The sequence below is a fragment of the Mesorhizobium tamadayense genome (assembly GCF_003863365.1).
GTDB lineage: Bacteria > Pseudomonadota > Alphaproteobacteria > Rhizobiales > Rhizobiaceae > Mesorhizobium > Mesorhizobium tamadayense.
Genome location: NZ_RQXT01000017.1, coordinates 66095 through 89361, shown reverse-complemented (window position 1 = coordinate 89361; position 23267 = coordinate 66095). Strand labels below are relative to the sequence as shown.

At 64.0% G+C, this 23267-nt stretch carries 22 protein-coding genes; 9 read left to right on the top strand and 13 right to left on the bottom strand.

Going from position 1 to position 23267, the window contains the following annotated elements; all coding sequences use genetic code 11:
* Nucleotides 1-31: 31 nt before the first annotated feature.
* From EH240_RS15835 to EH240_RS15820, 4 genes are read right to left on the bottom strand one after another with little or no spacing between them, the layout of a single operon-like run.
* Complete coding sequence (locus EH240_RS15835) at nucleotides 32-982, bottom strand: glycosyltransferase family 2 protein (protein WP_245436084.1); 951 nt, start codon at nucleotides 980-982, stop codon at nucleotides 32-34.
* The gene (locus EH240_RS15830) at nucleotides 972-1916 is read right to left on the bottom strand and encodes a glycosyltransferase family 2 protein (RefSeq protein ID WP_124999734.1); all 945 of its coding nucleotides are present in this window, start codon (nucleotides 1914-1916) and stop codon (nucleotides 972-974) included. The genes EH240_RS15835 and EH240_RS15830 overlap by 11 nt, the downstream gene beginning before the upstream one ends.
* A complete protein-coding gene (locus EH240_RS15825) occupies nucleotides 1916-2905 on the bottom strand; it encodes a glycosyltransferase family 2 protein (RefSeq protein ID WP_124999732.1) in 990 nt (329 codons plus the stop codon). Before EH240_RS15825 ends, EH240_RS15830 begins: the two co-directional genes overlap by 1 nt.
* 25 nt (nucleotides 2906-2930) lie before the next feature.
* A complete protein-coding gene (locus EH240_RS15820) occupies nucleotides 2931-4103 on the bottom strand; it encodes a glycosyltransferase family protein (RefSeq protein WP_124999730.1) in 1173 nt (390 codons plus the stop codon).
* Nucleotides 4104-4298: 195 nt separating this feature from the next.
* Between EH240_RS15820 and EH240_RS15815 the strand changes: the two genes are divergently transcribed.
* The gene (locus EH240_RS15815; RefSeq protein ID WP_124999729.1) at nucleotides 4299-5795 is read left to right on the top strand and encodes a lipopolysaccharide biosynthesis protein; all 1497 of its coding nucleotides are present in this window, start codon (nucleotides 4299-4301) and stop codon (nucleotides 5793-5795) included.
* 77 nt (nucleotides 5796-5872) lie between these two features.
* Entirely contained in the window at nucleotides 5873-6895 is a 1023-nt protein-coding gene (locus EH240_RS15810; RefSeq protein ID WP_124999727.1) for a phosphoribosyltransferase, read from the top strand.
* 22 nt (nucleotides 6896-6917) lie between these two features.
* Here EH240_RS15810 and EH240_RS15805 read toward each other — a convergent pair whose 3' ends face one another.
* From EH240_RS15805 to EH240_RS15770, 8 genes are all read right to left on the bottom strand, one after another.
* Nucleotides 6918-7997 (bottom strand): glycosyltransferase, encoded by a 1080-nt coding sequence (locus tag EH240_RS15805; RefSeq protein ID WP_124999725.1) that lies wholly within the window; start codon nucleotides 7995-7997, stop codon nucleotides 6918-6920.
* 73 nt (nucleotides 7998-8070) lie between these two features.
* Nucleotides 8071-8514, bottom strand: coding sequence for a hypothetical protein (locus EH240_RS15800; protein ID WP_124999723.1), 444 nt, complete (start codon nucleotides 8512-8514; stop codon nucleotides 8071-8073).
* Nucleotides 8515-8525: 11 nt separating this feature from the next.
* Nucleotides 8526-9971 (bottom strand): GMC oxidoreductase, encoded by a 1446-nt coding sequence (locus tag EH240_RS15795; RefSeq protein ID WP_124999721.1) that lies wholly within the window; start codon nucleotides 9969-9971, stop codon nucleotides 8526-8528.
* Nucleotides 9972-10064: 93 nt separating this feature from the next.
* Nucleotides 10065-11396 (bottom strand): UDP-glucose dehydrogenase family protein, encoded by a 1332-nt coding sequence (locus EH240_RS15790; RefSeq protein ID WP_124999719.1) that lies wholly within the window; start codon nucleotides 11394-11396, stop codon nucleotides 10065-10067.
* A 134-nt stretch (nucleotides 11397-11530) separates the two neighbouring features.
* Entirely contained in the window at nucleotides 11531-12403 is an 873-nt protein-coding gene (gene exoK / locus EH240_RS15785) for an endo-1,3-1,4-beta-glycanase ExoK (protein WP_124999717.1), read from the bottom strand.
* Between the two features lie 135 nt (nucleotides 12404-12538).
* Complete coding sequence (locus EH240_RS15780; protein WP_124999715.1) at nucleotides 12539-12931, bottom strand: hypothetical protein; 393 nt, start codon at nucleotides 12929-12931, stop codon at nucleotides 12539-12541.
* A 116-nt stretch (nucleotides 12932-13047) separates the two neighbouring features.
* Nucleotides 13048-14064, bottom strand: a complete 1017-nt coding sequence (locus EH240_RS15775) for a glycosyltransferase family 2 protein (RefSeq protein WP_124999713.1) — start codon at nucleotides 14062-14064, stop codon at nucleotides 13048-13050.
* 56 nt (nucleotides 14065-14120) lie between these two features.
* A complete protein-coding gene (locus EH240_RS15770) occupies nucleotides 14121-15278 on the bottom strand; it encodes a nucleotidyltransferase family protein (RefSeq protein WP_124999711.1) in 1158 nt (385 codons plus the stop codon).
* Between the two features lie 503 nt (nucleotides 15279-15781).
* Between EH240_RS15770 and EH240_RS15765 the strand changes: the two genes are divergently transcribed.
* From EH240_RS15765 to EH240_RS15740, 6 genes are all read left to right on the top strand, one after another.
* On the top strand, nucleotides 15782-15934 hold the full coding sequence (locus tag EH240_RS15765) for a lasso peptide (protein WP_124999709.1): 153 nt from the start codon (nucleotides 15782-15784) through the stop codon (nucleotides 15932-15934).
* A 173-nt stretch (nucleotides 15935-16107) separates the two neighbouring features.
* Nucleotides 16108-16407 (top strand): PqqD family protein, encoded by a 300-nt coding sequence (locus EH240_RS15760; RefSeq protein ID WP_124999707.1) that lies wholly within the window; start codon nucleotides 16108-16110, stop codon nucleotides 16405-16407.
* Nucleotides 16391-16807 carry a lasso peptide biosynthesis B2 protein gene (locus EH240_RS15755; protein WP_124999705.1) on the top strand — a complete coding sequence of 139 codons (417 nt, stop codon included), beginning with the start codon at nucleotides 16391-16393 and terminating at the stop codon, nucleotides 16805-16807. Before EH240_RS15760 ends, EH240_RS15755 begins: the two co-directional genes overlap by 17 nt.
* Complete coding sequence (locus tag EH240_RS15750) at nucleotides 16804-18726, top strand: lasso peptide isopeptide bond-forming cyclase (RefSeq protein WP_124999704.1); 1923 nt, start codon at nucleotides 16804-16806, stop codon at nucleotides 18724-18726. The genes EH240_RS15755 and EH240_RS15750 overlap by 4 nt, the downstream gene beginning before the upstream one ends.
* Complete coding sequence (locus tag EH240_RS15745; protein WP_124999703.1) at nucleotides 18723-19712, top strand: phosphoenolpyruvate carboxykinase (ATP); 990 nt, start codon at nucleotides 18723-18725, stop codon at nucleotides 19710-19712. Before EH240_RS15750 ends, EH240_RS15745 begins: the two co-directional genes overlap by 4 nt.
* Nucleotides 19713-19720: 8 nt before the next feature.
* Nucleotides 19721-21613, top strand: coding sequence for an ABC transporter ATP-binding protein (locus EH240_RS15740; RefSeq protein ID WP_124999701.1), 1893 nt, complete (start codon nucleotides 19721-19723; stop codon nucleotides 21611-21613).
* On the opposite strand, the gene EH240_RS15735 is transcribed toward EH240_RS15740, so the two are convergent.
* Nucleotides 21584-21889, bottom strand: a complete 306-nt coding sequence (locus EH240_RS15735; protein WP_342634090.1) for an exopolysaccharide production repressor protein — start codon at nucleotides 21887-21889, stop codon at nucleotides 21584-21586. The genes EH240_RS15740 and EH240_RS15735 overlap by 30 nt on opposite strands.
* 576 nt (nucleotides 21890-22465) lie before the next feature.
* Between EH240_RS15735 and EH240_RS15730 the strand changes: the two genes are divergently transcribed.
* A complete protein-coding gene (locus EH240_RS15730) occupies nucleotides 22466-23143 on the top strand; it encodes a sugar transferase (protein ID WP_124999699.1) in 678 nt (225 codons plus the stop codon).
* Nucleotides 23144-23267 lie beyond the last annotated feature (124 nt).

The following is a 23267-nucleotide window of genomic DNA, read 5'->3' as shown; positions in this document are numbered from 1 at the left end:
ATGAAAATGCATTCCATTGCGCCCGCATGCTTCACCTCCCCGTCCCCACGGCAAATTGCGCCGCAACCCTTCTCAGCCGAACCGCGATCGGCATGCCCATGTGCCTGACCGCGGCCGGATCGCTGAGCGCCGTGAGTATCGCCTTGAGCGGCGCACGCGCCTTGATGTGCTGAACCAATGACAGGAACGAGGCCGCCCTGCGCAGGCTGCGGCCGCGCCTTGCGAAAGCCGTTTTGGCGTTATCGTCCATGATGTGCGCGGCGGCGAAGGCGGCATCGGCTTTGGCCATTGCCTCGACATGGTGCAATTCGAGCACCCGCGAGATCGAACCCGTGCGGATGTGGTAGACATAGCCGGTGGCCGGCTCGACCACGCAGCGGCCGCCTTTGGCCAGCGCGCTCGCCAGAAGAATGTAGTCTTCGCCGATGCGCAGATCCTCATCGTAGCGAAGCCGGTTCTCATCGAGGAAACGACGCTGGAAGATCGGCTTCAGATAACCGAGGTTGAAGCGCGACTCGAAGACCACGTTGCCGGCGATGTAGTCGGCAAGCGAGATTTCGCCGAGCTCTTCGAGATAGGCGGTCGGGAACATGATGTCTTCGGGCGTGCCGTCCTCGCGAACGACCTGGACATTATCGACCGCGATCTCGGCACCCGCCATTTCCGCCCGCGCGATCATGGCCGCCAGCCTGCCGGGCAGGACGGCATCGTCGGAATCGAGCACGGCCACCCAGCGGCCGCCGGCCTGGTCGAGCCCGGCATTCCTGGCGCCGCCGGGGCCCTGGTTGGCGGGAAGCGCGACCACCTTCACGATGTCCTCGGGATAGGCGCGCGCGACATCGAGCGTGGCGTCGCTAGACCGGTCGTCGACGACGATGACCTCGATCGTGACATCGCGCTGCGCCATCGCGCTGGCGATCGCCCGGTCGAGGGTCGCTTCGGCGTTATAAGCGGCGATGACGAAGCTCACGTCAGGCTGCACGCTTGTCCCCTTCCTGCGGTGTGAGGCCGTACTGGCGGATTTCGCGGACACCGACCAGACCGCTGACGACGCCGACATGCATAATGCCGCGCAGCACGCTGCGGTTCCGCCGCACCGGGCTGACCGCCGTCAAAAGCGCCATGCCGAAGCAATAGGCCGCCTTGGCGCAAGCGAGGCCGACCTGGCCGGCACGGCGCACGCCGCCGGTGTCGCGCCCGATGAGGTGGCCATGCGTCTGCCCGAAGCGGAAGCGGCGGCGGCGCAGCCAGTCGAAGGCGGCCCTGGCGCGCGGCACCACCTCGTCGACGAAGGCCTGCGGGGCAAAGGCGATACGACCGCCGGTCTTGACCATGTTGTCAAAGAATTCCGTGTCCTCGCCGCCGGTCTGGCCGCGCGCCAGGCTAAAGCGCCGGTTGCGCAGGCTCTGCTCGGTCATCCTGAGCAGGACGTTGCAGGTATAGCCGGTGCGGATCTCGCCGCGCACCCAGACAGGCAAGGTGGAGTGGAAGTCGCCCTTGCGCATCCAGTCCGGCGCATCCTGGCGATATGTCGCGCGAACGGGCCCGAGCACCACCGTCGCGCCGGTCGCCTGCGCGGTCGCGATGAGCTCCACGAGCCAGCCCGGCGAAGCCGTCTCGTCGTCGTCGATGAAGGCGACGATGTCCGATACGCTGGCATCGAGGCAGGCGTTGCGGGCGATCGAGATGTTGCGCGCCGGCGCGTGGCGGTAGCGGATCGGCAGCTTCAATTCCTGCGCCAGCGCCTTCACCAGCGGCTGCGCGCTCGGCTCGTCGTCATTGTCGGCAACGACGATGCCGATCTCGAAACCTGCAGGCTTCTCCAGTGCGGCGATGGAGCGCAGCGTGTCAGCAAGCTCCGGCCTGCGGAAGGTGCAGATGCAGATGTCGACGCTGCCATTCTTCTTCGCACCCATTACGCCGCCTCACGCGATGGCTGCGGGCCGAGGAGTTGCAGCCAGAAGCCCATGGACCAGCCCAAGTGCATGACCATCACCGACACGCCGGCCAGCGCGATGGCTGGATTGCGCTGGCTGATCGCGGTCCGGATGCCATAACCAAGGCAGACCGCCGCCCATATCAGAAACGGCACGCCCGCCAGCACAAAGATCGGAGACAAGGCGCTCAGCAGCACCACAGGGAATACCAGCAACGGGATCATCTGCCGCAGCTTCGGCACCATGCGATGCTTCAGCACGTTCCTGGCGCGGCCGCGGCCATAGCCGAGATACTGGAAAAAGAGGCTCTTCAACGTGGAGCGCGGATAATAGACCATCTGCGTCCTGCCACTCATCCAGATGCGGTAGCCGGCCAGACGGAGGCGATGGTCGAGCTCGGCGTCCTCGTTGTGGCTGAAGCTCTCGTCGTAGCCGCCTACCGCCCTGAAGGCGGCGATGCGCATCAGCGCATGGTGGCCGTGGTCGACCCACTCGCCGGTCGACATGTGGCGATGCTTCGAACCGCCGGTGCCGAGCTTGGAATTCTGCGCTGCCGCCACTGCCTTCTGCACCGCGCCGGTGCCGCTGGTCAGCATCGAGACGACGACCGAATCCGCGCCCGTGGCAAGCGCCTCCTCGATCACCCTATCGCAATAGTCGGCGGGATATCCGCCATGCGCGTCGATGCGGATGAGATAGTCGGCGTCGTCGCCGAACGTCGCCACCGCCAGGTTGATGGCGGCGCTCTGGATGCGCTTCGGATTGGCAAGCAGCACGACCCGCGGATCCTCGGCAGCGATCTCTTCGACGATGCTTTGTGTGCCATCGGTGCTGCCACCATCAGCCACGACGATGCGCGCGCCGAGCCGCGCCGCTGCCGGCCGCAACTGCTCGAGCAGCCCGCCGATATGGGCGGCCTCGTTGAGGCACGGAATGACGATCAGACTTGGTGCCGTGGTCCGCGTCATCGGCTTTTGTCCATTCTCAGCCATCCTATGCCAGCGCCTCGGTCGCAAAGGTCCCGCGAACGGCGGTCAGGCCGCGCAGCTTGTCGACGAAAGCCAGGCAATCGCCGCGGTCGTAGCTCCAGGTCCTCGGATTGCGGGCCAGCACTCGGGATTTCAGCTTGCCGAAGCCTTCCTGGGCCATCCGGCCGAGCGCGGTGTCGAGCCCTTCGGGCGTGGCTTCGGACAGAAGCACGCCGATGTCCTGCTGCTTGAGGAACCGGCCGGTTTCGGTGCTCGCCATCGAGATCGGCACGGCGCCGAAGCGGCAGCCTTCATAGAGGCGGTTGGGAAGCAGCCATTCGGAATTCTGGCCTTGCTCGAAGAAATCGATCGCCCAGGAGAAATGCACCTCCCGGTAGATCGCCGCCATGTCCTCCGGATTGCGGTAGGGGCCGCGAAAGGAAAGCCACGGCTCGGCTTCTACCAATGCATGAAAATCCGGGAATTCGGACAGCGCCGGACGGCCCCTCAGCACCACTTCGAAACGTCCGCCTTGCCGGCGGGTGAATTCGGCCAGAAGCTCCAGCGAGCGGCGGCAGCGCAGCGCGCCGAACCAGCCGATGCGCCAGGGCGGCGCCTCCGGGCCGTCATTCTCAAGCCGATCGTCCGCCGGCGCCGGCATGGTGTCGAAATATTTGTTCTCGATCAGCTCGACCGGTGCGGCGATTTGTCCGAACGGCTTGAAATAGTTGGCGATGAAGGCGGGGGAACTGGTCACCAGAAGCTTCACGTCGCGGGCGAGATAGCGTTCGGCGCCGCGCAGCGCCTTGCCGATCAGGTCGTTGCGCAACACCAGCCGATGGATGTCCAGGCATTCGTAGACGATCGGCACGCTCGCACCGAAAGCGTGCCTGGCGCGGCGGGCAAGCGCCAGCATTTCGAGATTGCGCGCGATGATCAGGTCGGGTCGCGCCACGCCAGCGAACTTCGCGCCGATCGACATGGCGGCCTTGGCCACCGCGCCGATGCGCTGCGCGAATCGGCCGTCGCGCGTCGGGCCGAGGTCGACCGGCTCGAGACCTTCGATCTCGGCGATCGGACTGGGGGTGCGGCGGAAGCCCGCCAGGGTTATCCTGGCACCACCTGCCTTGAGCATTTTGACCCTACGGCGCACCGCCGGGTCGGATACGTCATGCACAAGGTACAAGACATGCAGCATGAAACTCGACCGCTGTTGGGCCCGCCACCCAGGAGGATGCTAGTACAGCTTTTGCTGCATCGCAACATTTTTGGTGCAGCGTAGCAAACGCCGCATGTTTTTTTGTTGCGCTGCAAAAACCTCTTGCGGTAGTTTGTGGATGGCGGCGGGCGCCGGTCGCGATGACGACTGGCGCAAAAAACAGGGATCCTGAATTTGGAAACCAGTGCATTCGATCCGCCCGAGGGCTCACTGCGCAGATCGGTCGGGCGCGGCGCCGTCGTCACCGCGATGGCGCAGGGCGTGCGGGTTGCCACTCAGATCGTGTCCGTCATCGTGCTGTCGCGGCTTTTGTCGCCCCAGGATTTCGGCGTGGTGGCGATGTGCGCGCCGGTGCTTGCCTTCATCGCGCTGTTCCAGGACTTCGGCCTGACCCAGGCGACGATCCAGAAAACCGGCATCCGGCATGAAGAGGTCAACTACCTCTTCTGGATCAACACGGCGGTGAGCGCGATCCTGGCCTGCGTGCTTGCGGCGGCGGCTCCCTTGGTGGCCACCTTCTATGGCGAGCCGCGCGTAACGGGGCTGGTTGCCGCGTTCGGCCTGCAGATCATGGCCTACGGCCTCGGCGCCCAGCATCTGGCGCTGCTGACGCGCCGCATGGAATTCACCCGGCTCGCGGTCATCGACGTCGCCAGCGCCGTTTCGGGCCTTGTGGTCTCGATCGCCTGGACCTTCATCGACCGCTCATATTGGGCGCTTTTTGCCGGCACGCTGACCGGCGCGGTGCTGCCGACGCTTTGCTACTGGGCGTCATCGCGCTGGCGTCCCGGGGTGCCGCGCAAGGTTGAGGGCATCAGCCAGCTGATCAATTTCGGCGCCGGCATCACCGGCTTCAACTTCGCCAATTTCTTCGCCCGCAACCTCGACAACGTGCTGATCGGCAAATATTGGGGCGAGGCGCAGCTCGGCCTCTACGACCGCGCCTACAAGCTGCTGCTCTTCCCGCTCAGCCAGATCACCAACCCGTTGTCGAAGGTGATGGTGCCGGCACTTTCGCGGCTGAAGGACGAGCCCGATCGCTACCGCAGCGCCTATCTGCGCGTTATGCCGCTGATCCTTCTGGTGGCGCTGCCGGGTGTGGCCTTCGCCACCGCCATGTCGGATACGCTCATTCCCTTCGTGCTCGGCGAGCAGTGGCGGGAGAGCGCCAACATCTTCCTGGCGCTGGGTTTCGCCGGCCTGCTGCAGCCGCTCAACAATCCAGCCGGATGGCTGTTCGTCAGCCAGGGCCGCTCGGGCGACTTCATGCGCTGGGGCATCATCACCGCCGTGACCTCGGTGCTGGCCTTCGCCATCGGCCTGCCTTACGGGGCGCTCGGCGTCGCCGTCGTCTACGCGGTCAGCGAGTATCTGCGGACGCCTTTCCTCTGGCTCTATGTCGGCAAGGCCGGACCGTTGCGCGCGAGCCATGTGCTACGCGCGGCGACCCCATTCGTGCTCGGCGCGCATCTGGCGCTGGCCCTGGTCTGGCTCGCCAAGCCGATGCTGCCGGCACAGCCCGTCATCGCGCTCGCCGGCGCCGCGGTGCTGTCCTATGTCGTCACCATCATCGTCGCGCTCGTCTTCGGCGCCGGTCGCGAGGCGCTTCGGGAGGCCTTGCGGCTGATCCCGGCGCGCGGGTTCTCGCCGGCGCCCAGCGAGGCGAAATAGCTCGACGCAACTGCAACTGCGCTCCGGTCGCAGCCGCACAGCCGGCAGAACCGCTTATTTGAGGGTAAGGCAACAGCATGAATTACCGATCGATTTCAGATATGAACGACGCGATCGTGCGGAACCTGCACCGGCTGCCGCGCGACATCGACCTGGTGGTCGGCGTGCCGCGAAGCGGCATCCTCGCCGCGACGCTGGTCAGCCTGACGGCGAATATCCCGATGACCGATCTCGACAGCTTCCTCGCCGGCAAGATCTACACCTCGGGGATCACCAAGCGGCGCGCGGCGCTTGACCGGCAGCATTCCGAAATGCGCAAGATCCTGGTAATCGACGACAGCGTCAGCGGCGGCAACGCCATGCGCGACGCGCGCAGCAAGATCGAGGCCGCCGGCATCAAGGGCGATTTCGTCTTCGCCGCGGTGTTCGGCCTTTTGTCGCAGCACAAGGAGACAGACATCGTCTTCGAGGTCGTGCCGCACCCCAGGATGTTCCAGTGGAATTTCATGCACCACGTCTTCCTCGAGCAATGCTGCGTCGACATAGACGGCGTGCTTTGCCTCGACCCGACCGAGGAGGAGAATGACGATGGTCCGGCCTACGAGAAATTCCTCGCCGAAGCGCGGCCGCTGCTCGGGCCGACCCGCAAGATCGGCTGGCTGGTGACCAGCCGGCTGGAAAAGTACCGCAAGCTGACCGAGGCATGGCTCGCCAGGCACGAGATCAAATACGACCGCCTCATCATGCTCGACCTGCCGAGCAAGGCCGAGCGGCAACGGCTCGGCGCGCATGGCAGCTTCAAGGCCGATTTCTACCGCAAGTCGGATGCCATCCTGTTCATCGAGAGCGAGCATGAGCAGGCGCTCAAGATCGCCAAGCTGTCGGGCAAGCCGGTGCTGTGCGTCGAAACCAACATGGTGAGCTTTCCCGACGCGCTTTCCCTGCCGGCGCTGGAGCAGGCGGCACGCAACCTGCCGGCGCGGCTCAGGCAAATCAATTCGCCCGACGGGCGGAAAAAGGTCGTCAAGACCGCCGCTCGCGCCCTGCTTGGCGAACGCGCCTACGAAATGCTGAAAAGCCGCGTCAAAAGGACTGCGTAAGCAAAATCTTACAAATTGCGCATCAAGCAGCGCGCTGGGCGCGCTGCCGGGAGGCCCTGTCCAGCAAGGCGAAGAAGGTGGCGAACTGGCGCTCGGGGTCGAGTTCCGGACGCTGCGAGAAGGTGAGCGCCGCCTCCGAGAGCCGTTCATACTCGTCACGGTCGTTCCACAGCCGCCTGACCGCCGCGACCCAATCCTCGAGCGGCGCGTCATAATCCAGCACGATGCCGCCGGAGCCGATCGCCTCCGGCAGACCGCCGCGCCGCGAGCCGACGACGGGAATGCCGCTGCAATGGGCTTCCGAGGCGACGCGGCCCCAGGCCTCTTCCCATTTGCTCGGCGCCAGCAGGATCCTGGTGCGGCCGTAGAGGGTCTTCATGTCGTCGGTGCGGTTCTCCAGCTTGATGTTGGAGAACGACGCGATCGTCTCGGCGATGCGGGCGCGGTGATCGTCCTCCAGCTTCCAGCTCTCGACGAACAGGAAAGGTATTTCCGGGCAGGCGGCCGCGACGCGCACGGCCAGCTCAAAACCCTTTTCCTCATACGGGTTGATGAAGGTGACGTGCTCGCCCGTCGTCTGCGTGCTGTAGGCGGCCGGATTGATGGTCGGCGGGATCACCGTGGAATCGATGCCGAATTCCCGCTTATAGGTGCGCGCCGTGAATTCGGAGTTGGCGATGTAGGACGCCGAGCTCAGCTCGCGCAGGTCGCCGCCCAGTTCATGGAATTCCACATTCCTGAGATAGACCACCAGCGGCACGCCCTCGGCCTGCAGCGCCTTTCCGAGCGGCACCGACTTATGACACTGCACCACCGCGACGTCCGGCTGCAGCTTCTTGACGGCAAAGGCGGCCGCTTCCCAGGGAAACCAGGCGCGCACCACCGGATAGCCGGGGAAGCTGTCGATGACGGCGCGCTGGCCGAGGAGCTTCATCTTGGCGCGCGCCTTGTAGCCGAACATGCCCTGGCCGAACAAAGCCGCAAGCACCGAAGCCTCATGGCCGTGCTCGATCAGCTGCTCCGCCAGATGGTGCGTGCTCGACTGGACACCGCCGCTGAACTGCGGCGGATAACCGTTACCGCCTGCGAAGAGAACTTTCATGGGTCGGCTCCTTGTCACATTTTTCTTGGCCAAGTTGTTTCTTGGCTTGCCGGCGAAATGCCGCCGGGCAGCGTCAGGCATTCTGCTGCTCGAGATTAGCAAAGGGATTGGTGCATGGATGCCAGCCGGTGAAGCGGATCGGATCGTTGGGCGAGCTGCGCCATGCGTAGTCGGTCAGCATGTGGAACTCGGCGATGACCCAGCGCTCGAAATTCCCGACATCCTGCTGCTTCTGCCTGGGCAGGAATTCGCGCGCTTTGTCGAGCCGCACGGTCTCCAAAAGCGTGACCGCATCCGCCAGCTTGTCGCTCGGGAATATCCACGGGTTGCGGTTGCGGAATTCGAGCACGAATTGTTGCAGATGCTCGATGCGCATGTTGAGCGGGCCGAAGTATTTCTCGAGCGTGACGCGGACCAGATCCTCATCCGAGAAGGACGATACGGCGGCAGCGGCGATGCCGGTCGAAGCAATGCCGCCGGCAACAACGGCCAATGCGGTACGTCGCGTGATCTTCATCGGCTCCTCCTTCACGCCAGCAGGGTCGCCGCCCGCAGCGAAAGGGCGGCGGCGGTCAGGCTTGGGTTGGCGCAGGAGCAGCTCGGATAGGTGCTGGTGCCGACTACGACGAGGTTCCGGAGCTGGTGGTGGATCATGTCGCGGTCGACCACCGAGTCGGCCGGGCCTGTGCCCATCCGCAAGGTGCCCTGCACATGCGATTCGGTCGGCCTTATGCCGCGATCGAAGATTTGCTCGACCGGCAGCGGCTTGAGCAGCGACGGCAGTCTTTCAAGCGCCTTGGCCATGCCTTTGGTTGCATAGTCGGACGCGCCCTTGAAGCTGACGAAGGCGTTCTCATCCTTGTCGAGGATCACCCGGTTTTCCGGGTCAAGCAGATTTTCGGTGACGATGACCAGCGGCAGCACTTGCCGCAGCCGCCCCTTGTCGGCCCGCATGCCGTGTTGCCAGCGGTTCTCGAAATAGACCAGTGCTGCCGCATGCTCGGCGCGATGCGGGCCGTCATAGAGACCGAAATTCAGGCCGGTGGTGATGGTGCTGCCGTCGAAATTGTCGACGCCGTCGAGATAGACCTCGTAGTTCCAGCCATAAGATTCGTGCAGGCCAAGCCCGACGAACTCGCCGCCGAGCCCGGAGCGCAGCATGATCGCCGGGCTCTGGATGGCGTTGGCGCCAAGGATGACCAGGTCGCCGCTGACAGAGTAGTCCTTGCCGTTGCGCACGAACGCGACCGAACGGACCGAACCGCCTGAATGATCCAGCCGGCGCACTTCGGCGCCCAGGCACACCGACACGTCGGGGTGCTGGAAGACGTGCATCAAACCGTTGTTGGCGGTGAACTTGGCGTCGGCCGGACACAGCCAGCATCGAAGGTTGGCGCAGCAAGAGCCACGTTGCGCCGTCGCCACGCGGGCGCGGGCGGTCGGCATGACGAAATGCTGCTCCGGCTGCGCCGCCTTCATCATCCGGTCCGGCGTCGACATGCGGTGCGGCGGCTGCGGGAACGGCCGCGAGCGCGGCAGCATCCGTGCCATGTCGGGGTCGCCGGAGATCGACATGACCTCCTCGGCATCGCAGTAGAACGGCTCCAGCTCGTCATAGCTGATCGGCCAGTCGTTGCCGACACCGTAGGTGCTCTTCAGCCTGAAGTCGTTGGGGTGGAAGCGCGGCGTCTGCGCGAACCAGCAGTTGGTGCCGCCGCCGAGGCCGATCGTGTAGTTCCACGGCTTGTCGGCATTGTCGGTCTTGTACGTGCTCTCGTCGTCGATATCGGTGTTGGCGTTCTGGTTGAGCTGCCATTCATGCGTGTTGTGGCGGCCCCATTCCAGCACCAGGACGCGGGCTTTGCGGCGCTTCAAGAACTCATGCAGGAAAAAGGCTGAACCGAAACCGGAACCGATAACGACGAGATCGAAATGCTCGTTGGCGATTTGTTCGGGCTGAACGTCCAGCGCCATCAGATCGAACCCTTTCCCGAAACGCGTACGATCATTGTCGGCTCCACTGTCGTTCGCCGGAGACGTTTGACGGAGAGCTGGCGGCGGACACGGTCATGCCGCCATCCTACCGATCGAGTGGTATTCGATGCCGTAGCGCGCGATGACCTTCGGATCGTAGAGGTTGCGGCCGTCGAAGATGACCGGCGTGGTCAGCGCGTCCTTGAGCGCGTCGAAGGAAGGCGCCCGGAAGCTCTTCCATTCGGTGCAGATCAACAGCGAGTCGGCGCCGCGCAGCGCCGCTTCCTTGGTGCCGCACAAGAGCAGGTCCTCGCGCAGGCCGTAGATGGCCTGGCATTCCTGCATGGCCTCGGGATCATAAGCCTGCACCTTGGCGCCGGCCGCCCACAGCGCCTCCATCAAGGTGCGCGACGGCGCCTCGCGCATGTCGTCGGTGTTCGGCTTGAAAGCCAGGCCCCAGACGGCGAAGGTCTTGCCCCTGAGGTTGCCCTGGAAGTAACGGTCGACCTTCTCGAACAGCACCGATTTCTGCGCGTTGTTGCGCTCCTCGACGGCGCGCAGCAGCTTGGCGTCGAATTTGACGCCCTCTGCGGTCTTGATCAGCGCGCGCACGTCCTTGGGAAAGCAGGAGCCGCCATAGCCGAGGCCGGGATAGATGAAGTGGTAACCGATGCGCGGATCGCTGCCAATGCCCTTGCGCACTTCCTCGATGTCGGCGCCCAATTGCTCGGCGAGATTGGCCATCTCGTTCATGAAGCTGATCTTGGTCGCCAGCATGCAGTTGGCCGCATATTTTGTGAACTCGGCGCTGCGCACATCCATCACGATCATCTTCTCGTGGTTGCGGTTGAACGGCGCGTAGAGCTCGCGCATCACCACCTCGGTGTCCTCGCTCGACGTGCCGACGATGATGCGGTCCGGCTTCATGCAATCGGCAACCGCCGAGCCTTCCTTGAGGAATTCCGGGTTGGAGGCGACATCGAATTTCAGGTCCTCGCGGCCGCGTGCCTTCAGCGTCTCGGCGATCTTGGCCTTGATCTTCTCGCAAGTGCCGACCGGCACGGTCGATTTGCCGACGACAATCTTGGGCTCGTCCATCTCGCGGCCGATCGCCTCGGCGACGGCAAGCACGTATTTCAGGTCGGCCGAGCCATCCTCGCCGGGCGGCGTGCCGACCGCGATCATCTGGATCTGGCCATGCTTGATCGCCGCGGCCGCGTCGGTGGTGAAGCGGATGCGGCCGGCGGCGTGATTCTCCTTGACGAGAGCTTCCAGCCCGGGTTCGAAAATCGGAATGAAGCCCTGATTGAGCCGCTCCACCTTCGCTCCGTCGATGTCGACGCACACCACCTCGTGCCCGACCTCGGCGAGCACCGCGGCCTGGACGAGACCGACATAGCCAATTCCAAACACCGTCAAGTTCATTCGGTTCTGTTCCTGTTCAAGGCCGGGCCGCAATGCGGCCCGGCCGGTTCAGATGTCCCCCAGGCCCCTCGCGGGCCTAGTATGTTGCGCATGATCTTATCCCAAAACCGGTTTCCCGCCTTTGGGGATCATGCCTAATTGCTGTTACTTATGCTGCATGCCAGCGATTCAGGGAACTGACATGGCTGGCCCAAAGCGGTGAAGGCGATGCGCTTGACCTGCATGGTCACCTTGCGGCCGGGATCGGCGAAAGCGCCCATCCAGTTGGTCAGCTTGTCGCTGCCCCACAGACTGAAGAAGATCTTTTGCGGATTGGTCGGCAGTTCGTCCGGATTGGTCACCTCGTTGACCAGCTTGCCGTTGACATACCAGCGCAGCCGGTCCTTCTCCCAGACGAAGCCATAGTCGTTGAAACCCTTGTCGGCGCCGCCTTCGACATCGACTAGCTTGCCGTTCTTCGGCTTGCCCTGGATGTAGCTGTTCACCTGGACTTTCGTCGGGTTCTTGGTGAGGACCTCGAAGTCGATCTCGTCCCAGGGCTTTTTGTCCTGCGGCCCGATATAGGTGAAAAAGGCGGCGTTGAGGCCGGATCCGGTATCCGTCTTCATCCGCGCTTCATAGACGCCGTAACCGTAGCGCTGCTTGGTCTGGACCTCGGCGCAGGCGAACTCACGATCCTTCAGCTTGCGTTTTTCAAAGCTCAGCGAAAGCACGCCGTCGGAAAGCCGGACAAGGTCCTTCGACCATGTGCAGTTCTGATGATTGCCGTTGTTCCAGCCGTCGGAGACGAACCAGCGCGAACGGTCGAAATTCGAAAAATTATCGACGAAGGACGGCGCGCTCTGCATCTCCTCGGCATGCGCCGTATGTGGTGGGGCCGCAATAGAGGCCGCAGCCGCAAGCAACGCGCCGGCGAGGCAGCGTTGCAGGCTCGTTGACCTATTCGAATGCGCGCGCGGCATGCTGGAAGCAGCCACGGTGGAGGTGTTGTTCGGATATGCGTTCATGACAAACTTTACCTTTGTGCTGTCCGCCCCAACCCAAAGTCATTCCTGGCCCGCCTCCAGAGAGCCGCTTCTGATCCTCCGCCCTTTGGTCTCCTCTAATGCCTCGTACCGATAACGGCGCGCCTGGACGCGCCGTCAGCCTCTTCCCGCAGACCTTGCCTGTGCGGCCTGTGAACCGGGTTGCCGGGCACTGTCGTCGACAATCGCGTCGAGCGAATGACGCAGTTCCTTCATCAGACCTTTCTGGCGCGTGAGCTCGGCGATGCGCCGCTCGTAATTCAGGATCGCGACGGTCATCGCGCTGACGTCCGACGATTTATCTGTCGACGCGGAGCCGTTCTCCATTGCCTCGACCAGGAAGGCGGCGTTGGTCGCCGTCGACCGATAGCGGTTTTCCAATCCGCTCTTTTCGGCTTCGATCTCGGCGCTGATCTGGTCGAACAGCTTCGCCAGACGGTCGAAACGCTGGAGATCGGTCTGCCGGTCGCGGGCCGGGTCCCTGGATCTGAAGCCAAAAATCGAAGCCATGCGATCGGCCTTTCAAAAATTGCTGCACCGCAACATTAGACTGCCATTCTCGGGGCAAGTAGGCAACCTCGTAGTTTCGGAAAGCGGATTTTTTGGGGAACGGCGCGTTTGTCCGATCATTCTTTTGCCGCACTTGTTGCCGACATCAGGAAGCGCATCGGCGGTACTTGCTGCTTTGCGGCAATGCCGGCGCGGCGGAACAGCGCATCCAGCTTGTCGGCGGCCACGCCGCGAACGATCGGGATCAGATTGGACTGGCTGGCGAAGGCATAGGCGGCGGCCGACGCTAGGCCACGCTCCGCCTTCACGTCGAGGAAATTGCGCAGCCGGTATTTGTCGCGCACGTGGCGCTCGTGGCGCCGCAACGCGGCTTTCGAGCCTTCCGGCAGCGTGCCCAGCGTCAGCAGCGCCAGATCGGCATCGGCAAGCCGCTTCAGATCCTGCGTCCTGTGGCGGCCGCTCAGCGAATCGGCGCGAACGATCGCACCGTAGCCGCAGGACTTGATGATCTTGAAACGCGCCCCGCAGGCGACCGCGCGCGCATAGAGCTCGTAATCCTCGCCGAGCCGCAGGTTTTCGTCATAGCTCAATCCGTGACGCTCGAGAAACGCCCGGCTGATCACCGGCTTGAGGAAGCCCAGCTCGCCGCGTAGCACGCGGCGGCGCGAAATGTTGCCGTCGATGAAACGCTCGAAATCGAGAAATTGCGGTTCGGGCGCAAAGGAGGGAGCCGCGACCTTGGTGGGGTCGGTCGCGGCATCGTCCCTGATCAGCATGATGTTATCCGCCGCGAAATCCCAGTCGGCGCTGGCAAACAACCGGCGGAAACGGCCCTCGATGAAGAAATCGTCGGCGTCGAGGATGCTGATGAAGGGCGAAGCAGAGGCTTTGATCGCGGCGTTGCGGGCGAAGGACGGACCGCGATTGACGTCGAGACGCATCACCTTGAGCCGGCCGCTGCCGTCATCGGCGGCGCGCGCCACATGCTGCGTGTCGTCGGTGGAGGCGTCGTCGACCACGATGACTTCCGCCACCTCCGCCTCGCGCAAAGCCGAAGCGATGGCGACCGGTATGGTCCGCTCCGCGTTGCGAGCGGCAATGATGACGCAGACCCTGGGGGTCGTCACTGGCATAATTCACCTTTCCATTGCATGAATGACAGCCCGCCCTTGATGTTGAATACCGAACCTCATCCATTGCCCCGCGCCGGCGCGATGGCGTCCGGCCGCTCGAAGATGCGCCGGCTGAGATCGGCGGAGGCCGCCCAGCCGGCCTCGGCCAGATAGCGCACGGGCTCGCGGCCGCAAAGCTCCCACAGCACCGTCCGACGCTGCGGCCAGCGCAGCGACGACAGCCAGGGCGCGATCACCATGTGGAAGAGATCGGCATTGTCGATGCGCGCCAGGATCCGGGTGGCGCGGTCCGAAAGCAGAGTGGCGGTGCCGCCAAGCAGAACATCGGCCGCGCGCAAACCAAGCAGCAGCGTATCTGCCAGGCCCTGCTCGGCGGCGTGGTCGACCACCATTTGCTGCTCGGCTTCGCTCAGCCGGCTGGCCGCGGCTCTGACGTCGCAGACATAGCCGGCGCAAGGCTCGCGGTTGAAGAAGGCCTTGGCGACGCTGATGCAGGACAAGAGCAACGTGTCGGACGCTGAAATCAGGGGCATGGCGGCTCCGGCAACCTTGACCTCGCGCTTGCGGCGCAGGAAGCCGTCGATATTGCGCGGGCTCGGCGAACCCGGCTGCTGCAGCCGATGATGGAGATCGACCGTGGCGGCCCGCACGCCGTCGTCGCGGACCATATGCTGCTCGCCCAGGAAGCGCACCCACCAGACCGAACGGGACTTGCCGGCGACCTCGTAGCCGGCCGAGCGGAGGGCTTCGCGAGCCGCTGCGAAACCGGCCGGCGAAACCAGGATGTCGACGTCGCCCGACGGCTTCATGAAATGATCGCCGTAGAGCAATTGCTGCTGCAGCGGCCCCTTCAGGAAGACGAAGTCGACCTGCCTGCCCTGCAGCACCTGATGGATGGCGATCGCATCGCCGATGCAGGCGGCGTTCATCGACATAGTGCGCCGGCGATAGGCCCCGAGCCACGCGAGCAGCCCGGCAGGCGCGGCGCCGGTCGCCGCGTGCGCCAGAGCCCTGAGCACGAAGACAGCGACCTTGTTCAACCTTGCGATGTCGGCAACGTCGGCCACGGAGATTGCCGGAGCCGGCGCGCCGCCATGGTCGGCGGCACCTGCAGCCGGATTGAAGAACAGCCGCAGACAGGCTTGCACGTACGCGACTTCGTCGGCGCAGCCGGCCGCACGCAGCCTGTCGTAAGAAGCGTCCTGCACGGCCATGCCCGTCGTCGTTCTCCGCAAAACCGCCCGCGGCGGCGTTTATACCGCAACTGCGAAGAAAAGCATCGCCAAAAATCAGACCGGCCATCCGAGCGCGCTCCGAGGCGGCCTCGCTTTTGCAACCTCCACGTTCAGATTCGCCTGGTTGCCGATCACTTTTGAAGACGGAACAGACTCGGGGCGACGTAAGCCGGCAATCGGTAGCTTCCGCAGCATTTTCTTCGCAATAGCGGGACAGGTAGTTGAGTTCATAAAGTTATTGCAATCAAAACATAGACTTACTTAGGCGGCGAAATTGCGGCGTCGAGCCGGCGGATAACATTCGCCCGAAATACGAATGCCCGGGACTTCATCGCCGGCGAATGCAGGTGCAACCAAGAATTGATTAACGCATGGTAAATCAGGCTTGACTCATAAATGTTGCCGTGCAGCAATTGTTTTGCAGCATAGCAATGTGCTGGCGGCATTCTGACGCCGCTTCCAGTCCTCAGTTGGAGAGTAAAATGGAACAGAATGTTGAGAAGCATGAATACGAGACCCCCAGCCTGACGGTTCATGGTTCGATCGAAACGATCACGCAGGGCGGCGCTGGCACGACGGCGCTGGACGCGGCATTTCCCGCGCACACGCCGTTCGACCAGCTCACCTTCTCCTGAGCTTGCCGGTGCCCGGAGTTGTCGCAGTTGGGGCTCCGGACGCTTTTTAGACAGGTGAGCCGGGGGGCGCCGTGTCCCCCGGTTTCCTGGCCGGGGATCGCAGGCAACCGATCCCGGTCCAGGTCGGAAGACGCTTGCTTTCAACATGGGGCGTCCAACAATGAGGTTTTAGGATGCACTGGAACCCATCTGACCATGATCGCGTGGTCGCAACCGACGATGCCGTGGCTTGCGAATTCGGCAACGGACTGGCGCTGCTCCATCTCAGATCCAACATCTACTACAGCCTGAACGGAGTCGGCGCCTACATCTGGGAGCTGATCCAGGAGCCGCGATCGATCCTCGACATAAGAAGCGCCGTGCTGACGCGCTACGACGTCGATGCGCAGCGCTGCAGGGCCGATATCGAGGGCTTGCTCAGGGGACTGATCGAAGCTGGGCTTGCGAGGCTCCACCATGAGGAACTGGTCTAGAGCCCTCTCGCTGAGCGGCGCGGAGATGCTGTTCCTGGCGCGCTGCCTGGCGGTGGTCGCCGCCGTACGGCTGGGGCTAACATTTTCTTCTTACAACCGCGTGCGCGCTCTGGTGACCCGGCTGGAGGCAGGAGATGACGCGGATATCGCCGCTCTGCGGCGCGTCGCCTGGGGCATCGCCGCCGCGGCGCGGTTTGTGCCCGGCGCCAGCTGCCTCACCCAGGCTCTCGCCGGGCAATATCTGCTTGCCCGCCAGGGCAACGCCGCCAAGATCCGCATCGGCATCGAGCACGACACCGGTGCTGAGCTCAAGGCGCATGCCTGGCTGGTCAGCGGCAACCACGTCGTGCTTGGCGGCTCGATCAACGGCTTTGCCCATCTCGTCGATCACGGCCCATGAGCGGCGTCGCCGGAATTCTGCTGAGGCAAGAGGGCAGGCCCGCCGCGGCAGCCGACATCCAGCAGATGCTGGCGCGCATGCGCCACCGGGCCCACGACGGCAGCTCGTGGTGGACGGACAGAAGCGCAGCGCTTGGCCATGCCTGGCTCGACACGACGGGCGAAGACGGCCCCGGCCCGCTGACGATGGCCGGCGGCAGGCTCGCCGTCACGGCCGATTGCCGGCTGGACAACCGCGACGAGCTGCTGGCGCGGCTCGGCATACGCGACCGGATGGCCGCCGACGCGATGCTTCTGATGCGCGCCTATCTCGAATGGGGCGAGGCCTGTCCGACCTATCTGCAAGGCGATTTCGCCTTCGCGATCTGGGATGCGGAGCGCCGGGCGCTGTTTTGCGCGCGCGACCATTTCGGCATCAAGCCGTTCTACTATCACTCGACTGCCGGGCGCTTCGCGTTTGCCTCGGAGATCGGCCCCATCCTTGCCCTGGACGGTGTCGGCACGCGCATAAGCGAGCATCAGATTTCAGGCTTCCTCGCCGGATTGCCGGATGACCCGCAGGCGACCCATTATGCCGAAATCTTCCGCTTGCCGGCGCGTCACACGCTGACCGTGACGGACAGCCAAGTGACGCTTCGCCGCTACTGGCAGATCGAACCTTCGCCAAAGCCGCTGCGCGCGGATGCCGCAGACGAATTCAGGCATCTCTTCTCCCGGTCGGTACAGAACCGGATGCGCGGCACCCCTGCCATCGGCGCGATGCTGAGCGGCGGCCTCGATTCATCCTCGATCGCAAGCGTTGCAGGCCTGCGCGCAGCGGCGGAGGGCAGACAGAGGCTCAAGACCTTCTCGCTGGTCTTCGAGAAAGGCTCGCCGATGGACGAGAAGCCGTTCATCGATGCGGTGCTGGGCCGCCATCGGCTGGACGGCACGCTGATCGCGGTTGGCGACCACGCGCCCTTCGCCGAGTTCGAACGCATCCTGGAGGAGCAGCAAGGGACGTTCCTGGCGCCGGGCCTGTCGCTGACCCGCAGCATCTACCGGACCGCGGGCGCCAAGGGGGTGAAGGTGCTGCTCGACGGCCACGGCGGCGACGAGGTCGTTTCGCACGGGCATGGGCTGCTGCATGAGCTCGCCAACGCGGGCCGGTGGCTGGCGCTGTGGCGCGAGCTTCACGGCGCCTCGGGCACCTATGGCGAAGGAATGCTCGCCATGTATTTCCGGTTCCTGACCATCTACGGACCGGCATGGCGGATCGCCAGATGGAGGAACCAGGTCAACCGGCTGCTGTCCCGGCTGCGGCTGAAGCCCGCCGCGCAGCGACGCGCCCCGGCCTGGGGCGGCCTGGTCAATACCGAGCTTGCCAGGCGTACCGACCTTATCGACCGCTTCCACCGGGCCGGCTATATGCCATCCAAGGTGAGCGCCAGCGAGGCGCTCACCCATCGCTGGGTGCTCTCGACCGGACTGGTGCCGCACGCTTTCGAGGTGCTCGACAAGGCCGCGGCCATTTTCGGCGTCGAGCCACGCTATCCGTTCTGGGACAAGCCGCTGGTCGAATTCTGCCTGGCGTTGCCCGGCGAGGAAAAGCTGCACAACGGCTTCGGCCGCCATGTGCTGCGCCGGGCGATGGAAGGCGTGCTGCCGCCGGCGGTGCAATGGCGGCAGGACAAGATCGATTTCACCGCCAATCTGGTCAAAGGCATGCTCCGCAACCATCGCGACCTCCTGGACACGGTGCTGATGTCGGAGGGCGATCGCATCGCGCCCTATGTCAACCTCCCCGAGGTCAATGCCGCCTATGCGCGGCTGCTCGAGAAGCCCGACGAAGCCGCGCCGCTCGACGTGCAATATGTCTGGCGCTCGATCTCGCTGTCGCTCTGGCTGCGGCAGATCCAGCCCGCGGGGAACCCGGCATGAATGTTTCAATCGCTCCGCCCGCCATCAGGCCGGAACCCGAGATTGGACCGGAAGCTCAGAGCAGGCGCGTTCGCCGCTTCTACCGGGCCTATGGCCTGACGATCAGCTCGGAGGTGGCGTTGCCGGAACTGCAGCCGGCCGTGCCTGCGGCGCCCGATATCGCAATCGCGGTCCGGCCGGTCGACTTTCCCAAGCCCGCAGCGGAAGGCGGAACCGCCTTTCGTTTCGAGCCGACGCGTCAATATCTGTCCTGGCAAGCCGTCGGCACCTTCCTAATCAGCGACGCCGCAAGGATCGATGTCGATCCGGCGCCGGGCATCGATGATCCGCTGCTGGCCTTCCCGCTTCTCGGTCCGGTGCTGGCGCTCACCCTGCATCAGCGCCGTCTGCTCATCCTGCACGCCAGCGCGGTCGCCGTGGGCGGCCGAAGCGTGATCTTCATGGGCGACAAGGGCGCCGGCAAGTCGACCACGGCGGGCGCCATGATCCGCGCCGGTCACCTTCTGCTTACCGACGATGTCGTGGCACTGGACCTGTCCAATCCTTCGCGGCCGATTATCCTGCCCGGTTTTCCGCAGCTCAAGCTTGCAGCGGATGCCGCGGACGCCATCAGGATCGAACAAGCGGAAGTGCGGCCGCAGGCGCATCCGCAGATCGAGAAGGTGCAGCATCGCCTGCAAGACGGATTTTCCGGCGAAGCCGTGCCGGCGGCCCGGATCTATGTGCTGGAGCGCGGGGAGCGGGCGGCGATCACGCCGCTGCCGGGCGCCGGCGCCCTGCCGGCGATCATCAAGTTCTCCTACGTCACGCGGTTCGGCCGGCAGGCGCTGGTCGGCGATTTCGCGTCCACGCATCTCGGTCAATGCGCCCAGCTTGCCGCCCGGACCGGCGTCCGCCGGCTCGAAGTGCCGGCAGGCCTGGAGCGGATCGATGAGGCCGTCGCCCTGATCGAACACGATCTGGCGGCCGGCGCGCAAGCAAGGTGAGCTAAGGCATGGCCGGGTCCGAGAAGATTCGCTTGTCGCTTTTGCGGGATGTCGCCGGCTTCGGCGGCATGATGGCGCATATCGGCGGGCAGCGCACGCTGACGGCTTTGGCCTTCCTGATCCTGGGAAGCCTGACCGAGGGGCTCTCTATCTTGCTGCTGATCCCGCTCCTGCATCTGATCGGCAGTGCCGACCAGGATTTCGCCGTGCGGGTACCGGGCGCCCTGCGCTGGCTGGTGCCCGGCGGCACGCTGTCGCTGGCGACGGTGCTCTGCCTGCTCGTCGCCCTGGTGGCGTTGCAGGCGATGTTCAACCGCTTCAAGTCGCTCTACATGGCGCGGCTGCTCTACGACTTCGTCAACCGCGTGCGCATGAACCTGTTCGAGAGCATCGGCAAGGCGCACTGGGGCGTCTTCACCCGCATGCGCAGCTCCGATCTCGACCACGCGCTGACCGGCGACATCGACCGTGTGCAGGCGGCCGCCTTCTCGCTGCTGATGCTCGCCCAGACGGCGCTGCTGCTTGCCGGATATCTCGTTGTCTCGCTGTTCATCTCACCGGTGATGACGTCCTTCGCCATCCTCATCGGCGTGCTCCTGTTCGCTGCTCTGCAGCCCTTCCGTGCGCGCGCCACCGCCTATGGCCGCGTGCTGACCGGCAGCCGCCAGGACCAATACCGCACGGTTTCGGAGTTCCTTGGCGGCATCAAGGTAGCCAAGAGCCTGAATGTCGAGGCCAGCTATTTCGCGCAGCTCCGCGCGACGCTCGAGAAGATGAAGGCGGACAATGTCGCTTATGTCCGCAACAGCACCATCGGCACCGCGCTTTTCCAGGTGGCGAGCGTGATCGGGCTCAGCCTGTTCATCTACATCGCGCTGGTGCGCTTCCACCTGTCCCTTGCGGAAATCGTCGTGCTGCTCCTGGTCTTCATGCGGGTCGCGCCGCGCTTCATGGATATGCAGGTGCAGGCGCAGCAGGTGCTGATCAATTTGCCGGCGTACACCGCCATGCAGGCCCTGCAGGCGCGCTTTGACGCCGCGCGCGAGACGGAGCCGGGCGATGCCGCGCAGAACGCAAGGCTGCCGCTCGACGCGGGCCTCAACGTTCGCGACGTCTCGTTCGCCTATGGCGATGGAACGCCAGTGGTCAGCGGCATCACCTTCGGGCTTCCCGCCGGCAAGGTGACGGCGCTGATCGGCCCGTCCGGCTCGGGCAAGAGCACGATCGCCGACATGCTGCTTGGGCTGCTCGAGCCGACGGACGGCAGTATCCTGGTAGACGGCCTCGAGATCACCGCCAAGAACCGCAGGGCGTGGCGCGATCAGGTGGCTTACGTGCCGCAGGACGTGTTCCTGTTGCATAACACGATTGCCGCCAATCTGCGCCTGGCGGCGCCGCAGGCCGGCGACGAGGAGCTGTGGGCGGCACTGCGCAAAGCGCAAGCCGCCGACTTCGTCGAGCGGCTCGACGGGAGGCTCGAAACGGTGGTGGGAGATCGCGGCGTCAGGCTCTCGGGCGGCGAACGCCAGCGCATCGCGCTGGCGCGGGCGCTGCTGCGCAAACCCTCATTGCTCATCCTCGACGAGGCGACGAGCGCGCTCGACTGGCAGAATCAGTCGCTGATCGCCCAATCGATCGAGGAACTGCGCGGCCAGATGACGATCCTGACCATCGCGCACCGGCCGTCGATGATCGCTTTCGCGGATTGGGTCGTGGCCATCGAGGGCGGACGCATGGTCGAGGTCGGGCAATATCGGCGGCTGAAGGCGAAGTCCGGCAGCCGGCTGGCCCGGATGCTCTCCGGCGAACGGGCCGAACTGGAAACCGCAACACCGGCGGACAGCACGCCAGTTCCGGAAACGGCTGGAAGATCAGCGGAGGCTACCGCGCCTGGCGGTTAGCTTCTCGCGCTCGGCCACCTTGTCCAAGACGATGCCGCGGTCGGCCTCTCGGGTCTTGTCGGCGGACATCGTCCTGCTCCTGGCAATCATGGCAAAGACAAGAAGGAAATAACCCACCTGAATGACGACGGCGCAGATCACGGCACGCATAACGATGGTGTCAAGCGATGCGCCGTCGAAGTAGGACCAACCGACCACGATGGCGAGCGTGAATATCATTCCGACGATGAATTTTGGCAAAGACATGCGCGTCGGCCCGTCAACCGACACGAGCATGCAAAAGGTGTGACTTACCCACCCGCGTAACTCCCCGTTCCGCCAAAGAGCTATTTCTGGCTGCCCAATTCGGCCGGTTGCTTCCGGCCTTTCTGACCCATCCAGACTATGACAGAAACAGTTTGCGACTCTATTAAGGCGAGACCTTCGAAGCAAGGCCAAGCGCAGGAGATTTCCAATGGTTTTGCGGAATCGACTCTACCATGCTGCGACGCACACTCCGGCATCGCCATACATTCAAGGTAGCTAAACCTACCGTAGTAAAACCCAAAATATTAATAGTATTTTACGCTAAGAACTTACCTCCGCGAGTGATTCGGTCGATCTGCAACCGCCAATCGTCTGCGGCAAAGAATGCGCTGTCCAAAAACGGCCCAAATGGAGCACTACATTTCCTCGATTATCTCTCATCTCGTCATAAACATGCCACAAAGGCCAAAATTTGAGCAGGGTGCGTTTATTATTTAGTCAATTCATGACGTGAACATTTCATCCCGATGGGAAATTGTGTGTTGCGCTGCAGCATTTTTTTGATATCGTGCCGTAAACCATCCGTTCAACGTATGGAGCTTTTGCATGAGGGACGTCGCCAAGTCGGCCAATGCGGGTTTTTCGCATGCCGGCATTGATTTTCCACCCCCCATCGGCGGTCTGCTCAAACGCAGTTTCGATATCGTCGGTTCCCTAGCGGGCCTGGTTCTGCTCAGCCCGCTCTTCCTGATGGTCGCCCTGCTGGTCAAGCTTTCCGACCGCGGTCCGATCTTCTATGGTCATAAGCGGATCGGTCGCGGCGGAAGGATCTTCGCCTGCCTCAAATTCCGCACCATGGTGCAGGACGGCGAGAAGGTGCTGGCCGCGCATCTCGCCGCCAATCCGGACGCCGCTGCCGAATGGGCGGCGACGCGCAAGCTGAAGAACGATCCGCGCGTGACGCGTGTCGGCAATGTGCTGAGGAAGCTCAGCCTCGACGAGCTGCCGCAGATCATCAACATCCTGCAGGGCGACATGAGCCTCGTCGGACCGCGCCCGGTCGTGCGTGACGAGCTCGAGATCTACGGCAGCGCGGCCGTCTATTACCTGAAGTCGCGCCCCGGCCTCACCGGGCTGTGGCAGGTGAGCGGACGCAACGACGTGTCCTACGACACGCGCGTCGCTTTCGATCGCCACTATGTCGAGAACTGGTCGATGGTCGAGGACATTCGCATCATCGTGAAAACCGTGCCTGCCGTGTGGATGTCGCGCGGCAGCTATTGACCGACGGGCCTGCCCGCCGAACTCGGCGCAGGCATCCGGCAGTGATCTCATCGGGCGGATGGGGCCAAAGCGGATCGGAAACGTTCATTTGAAAAAGCACTCCTTCGGACTGTCTTTCGCCTGC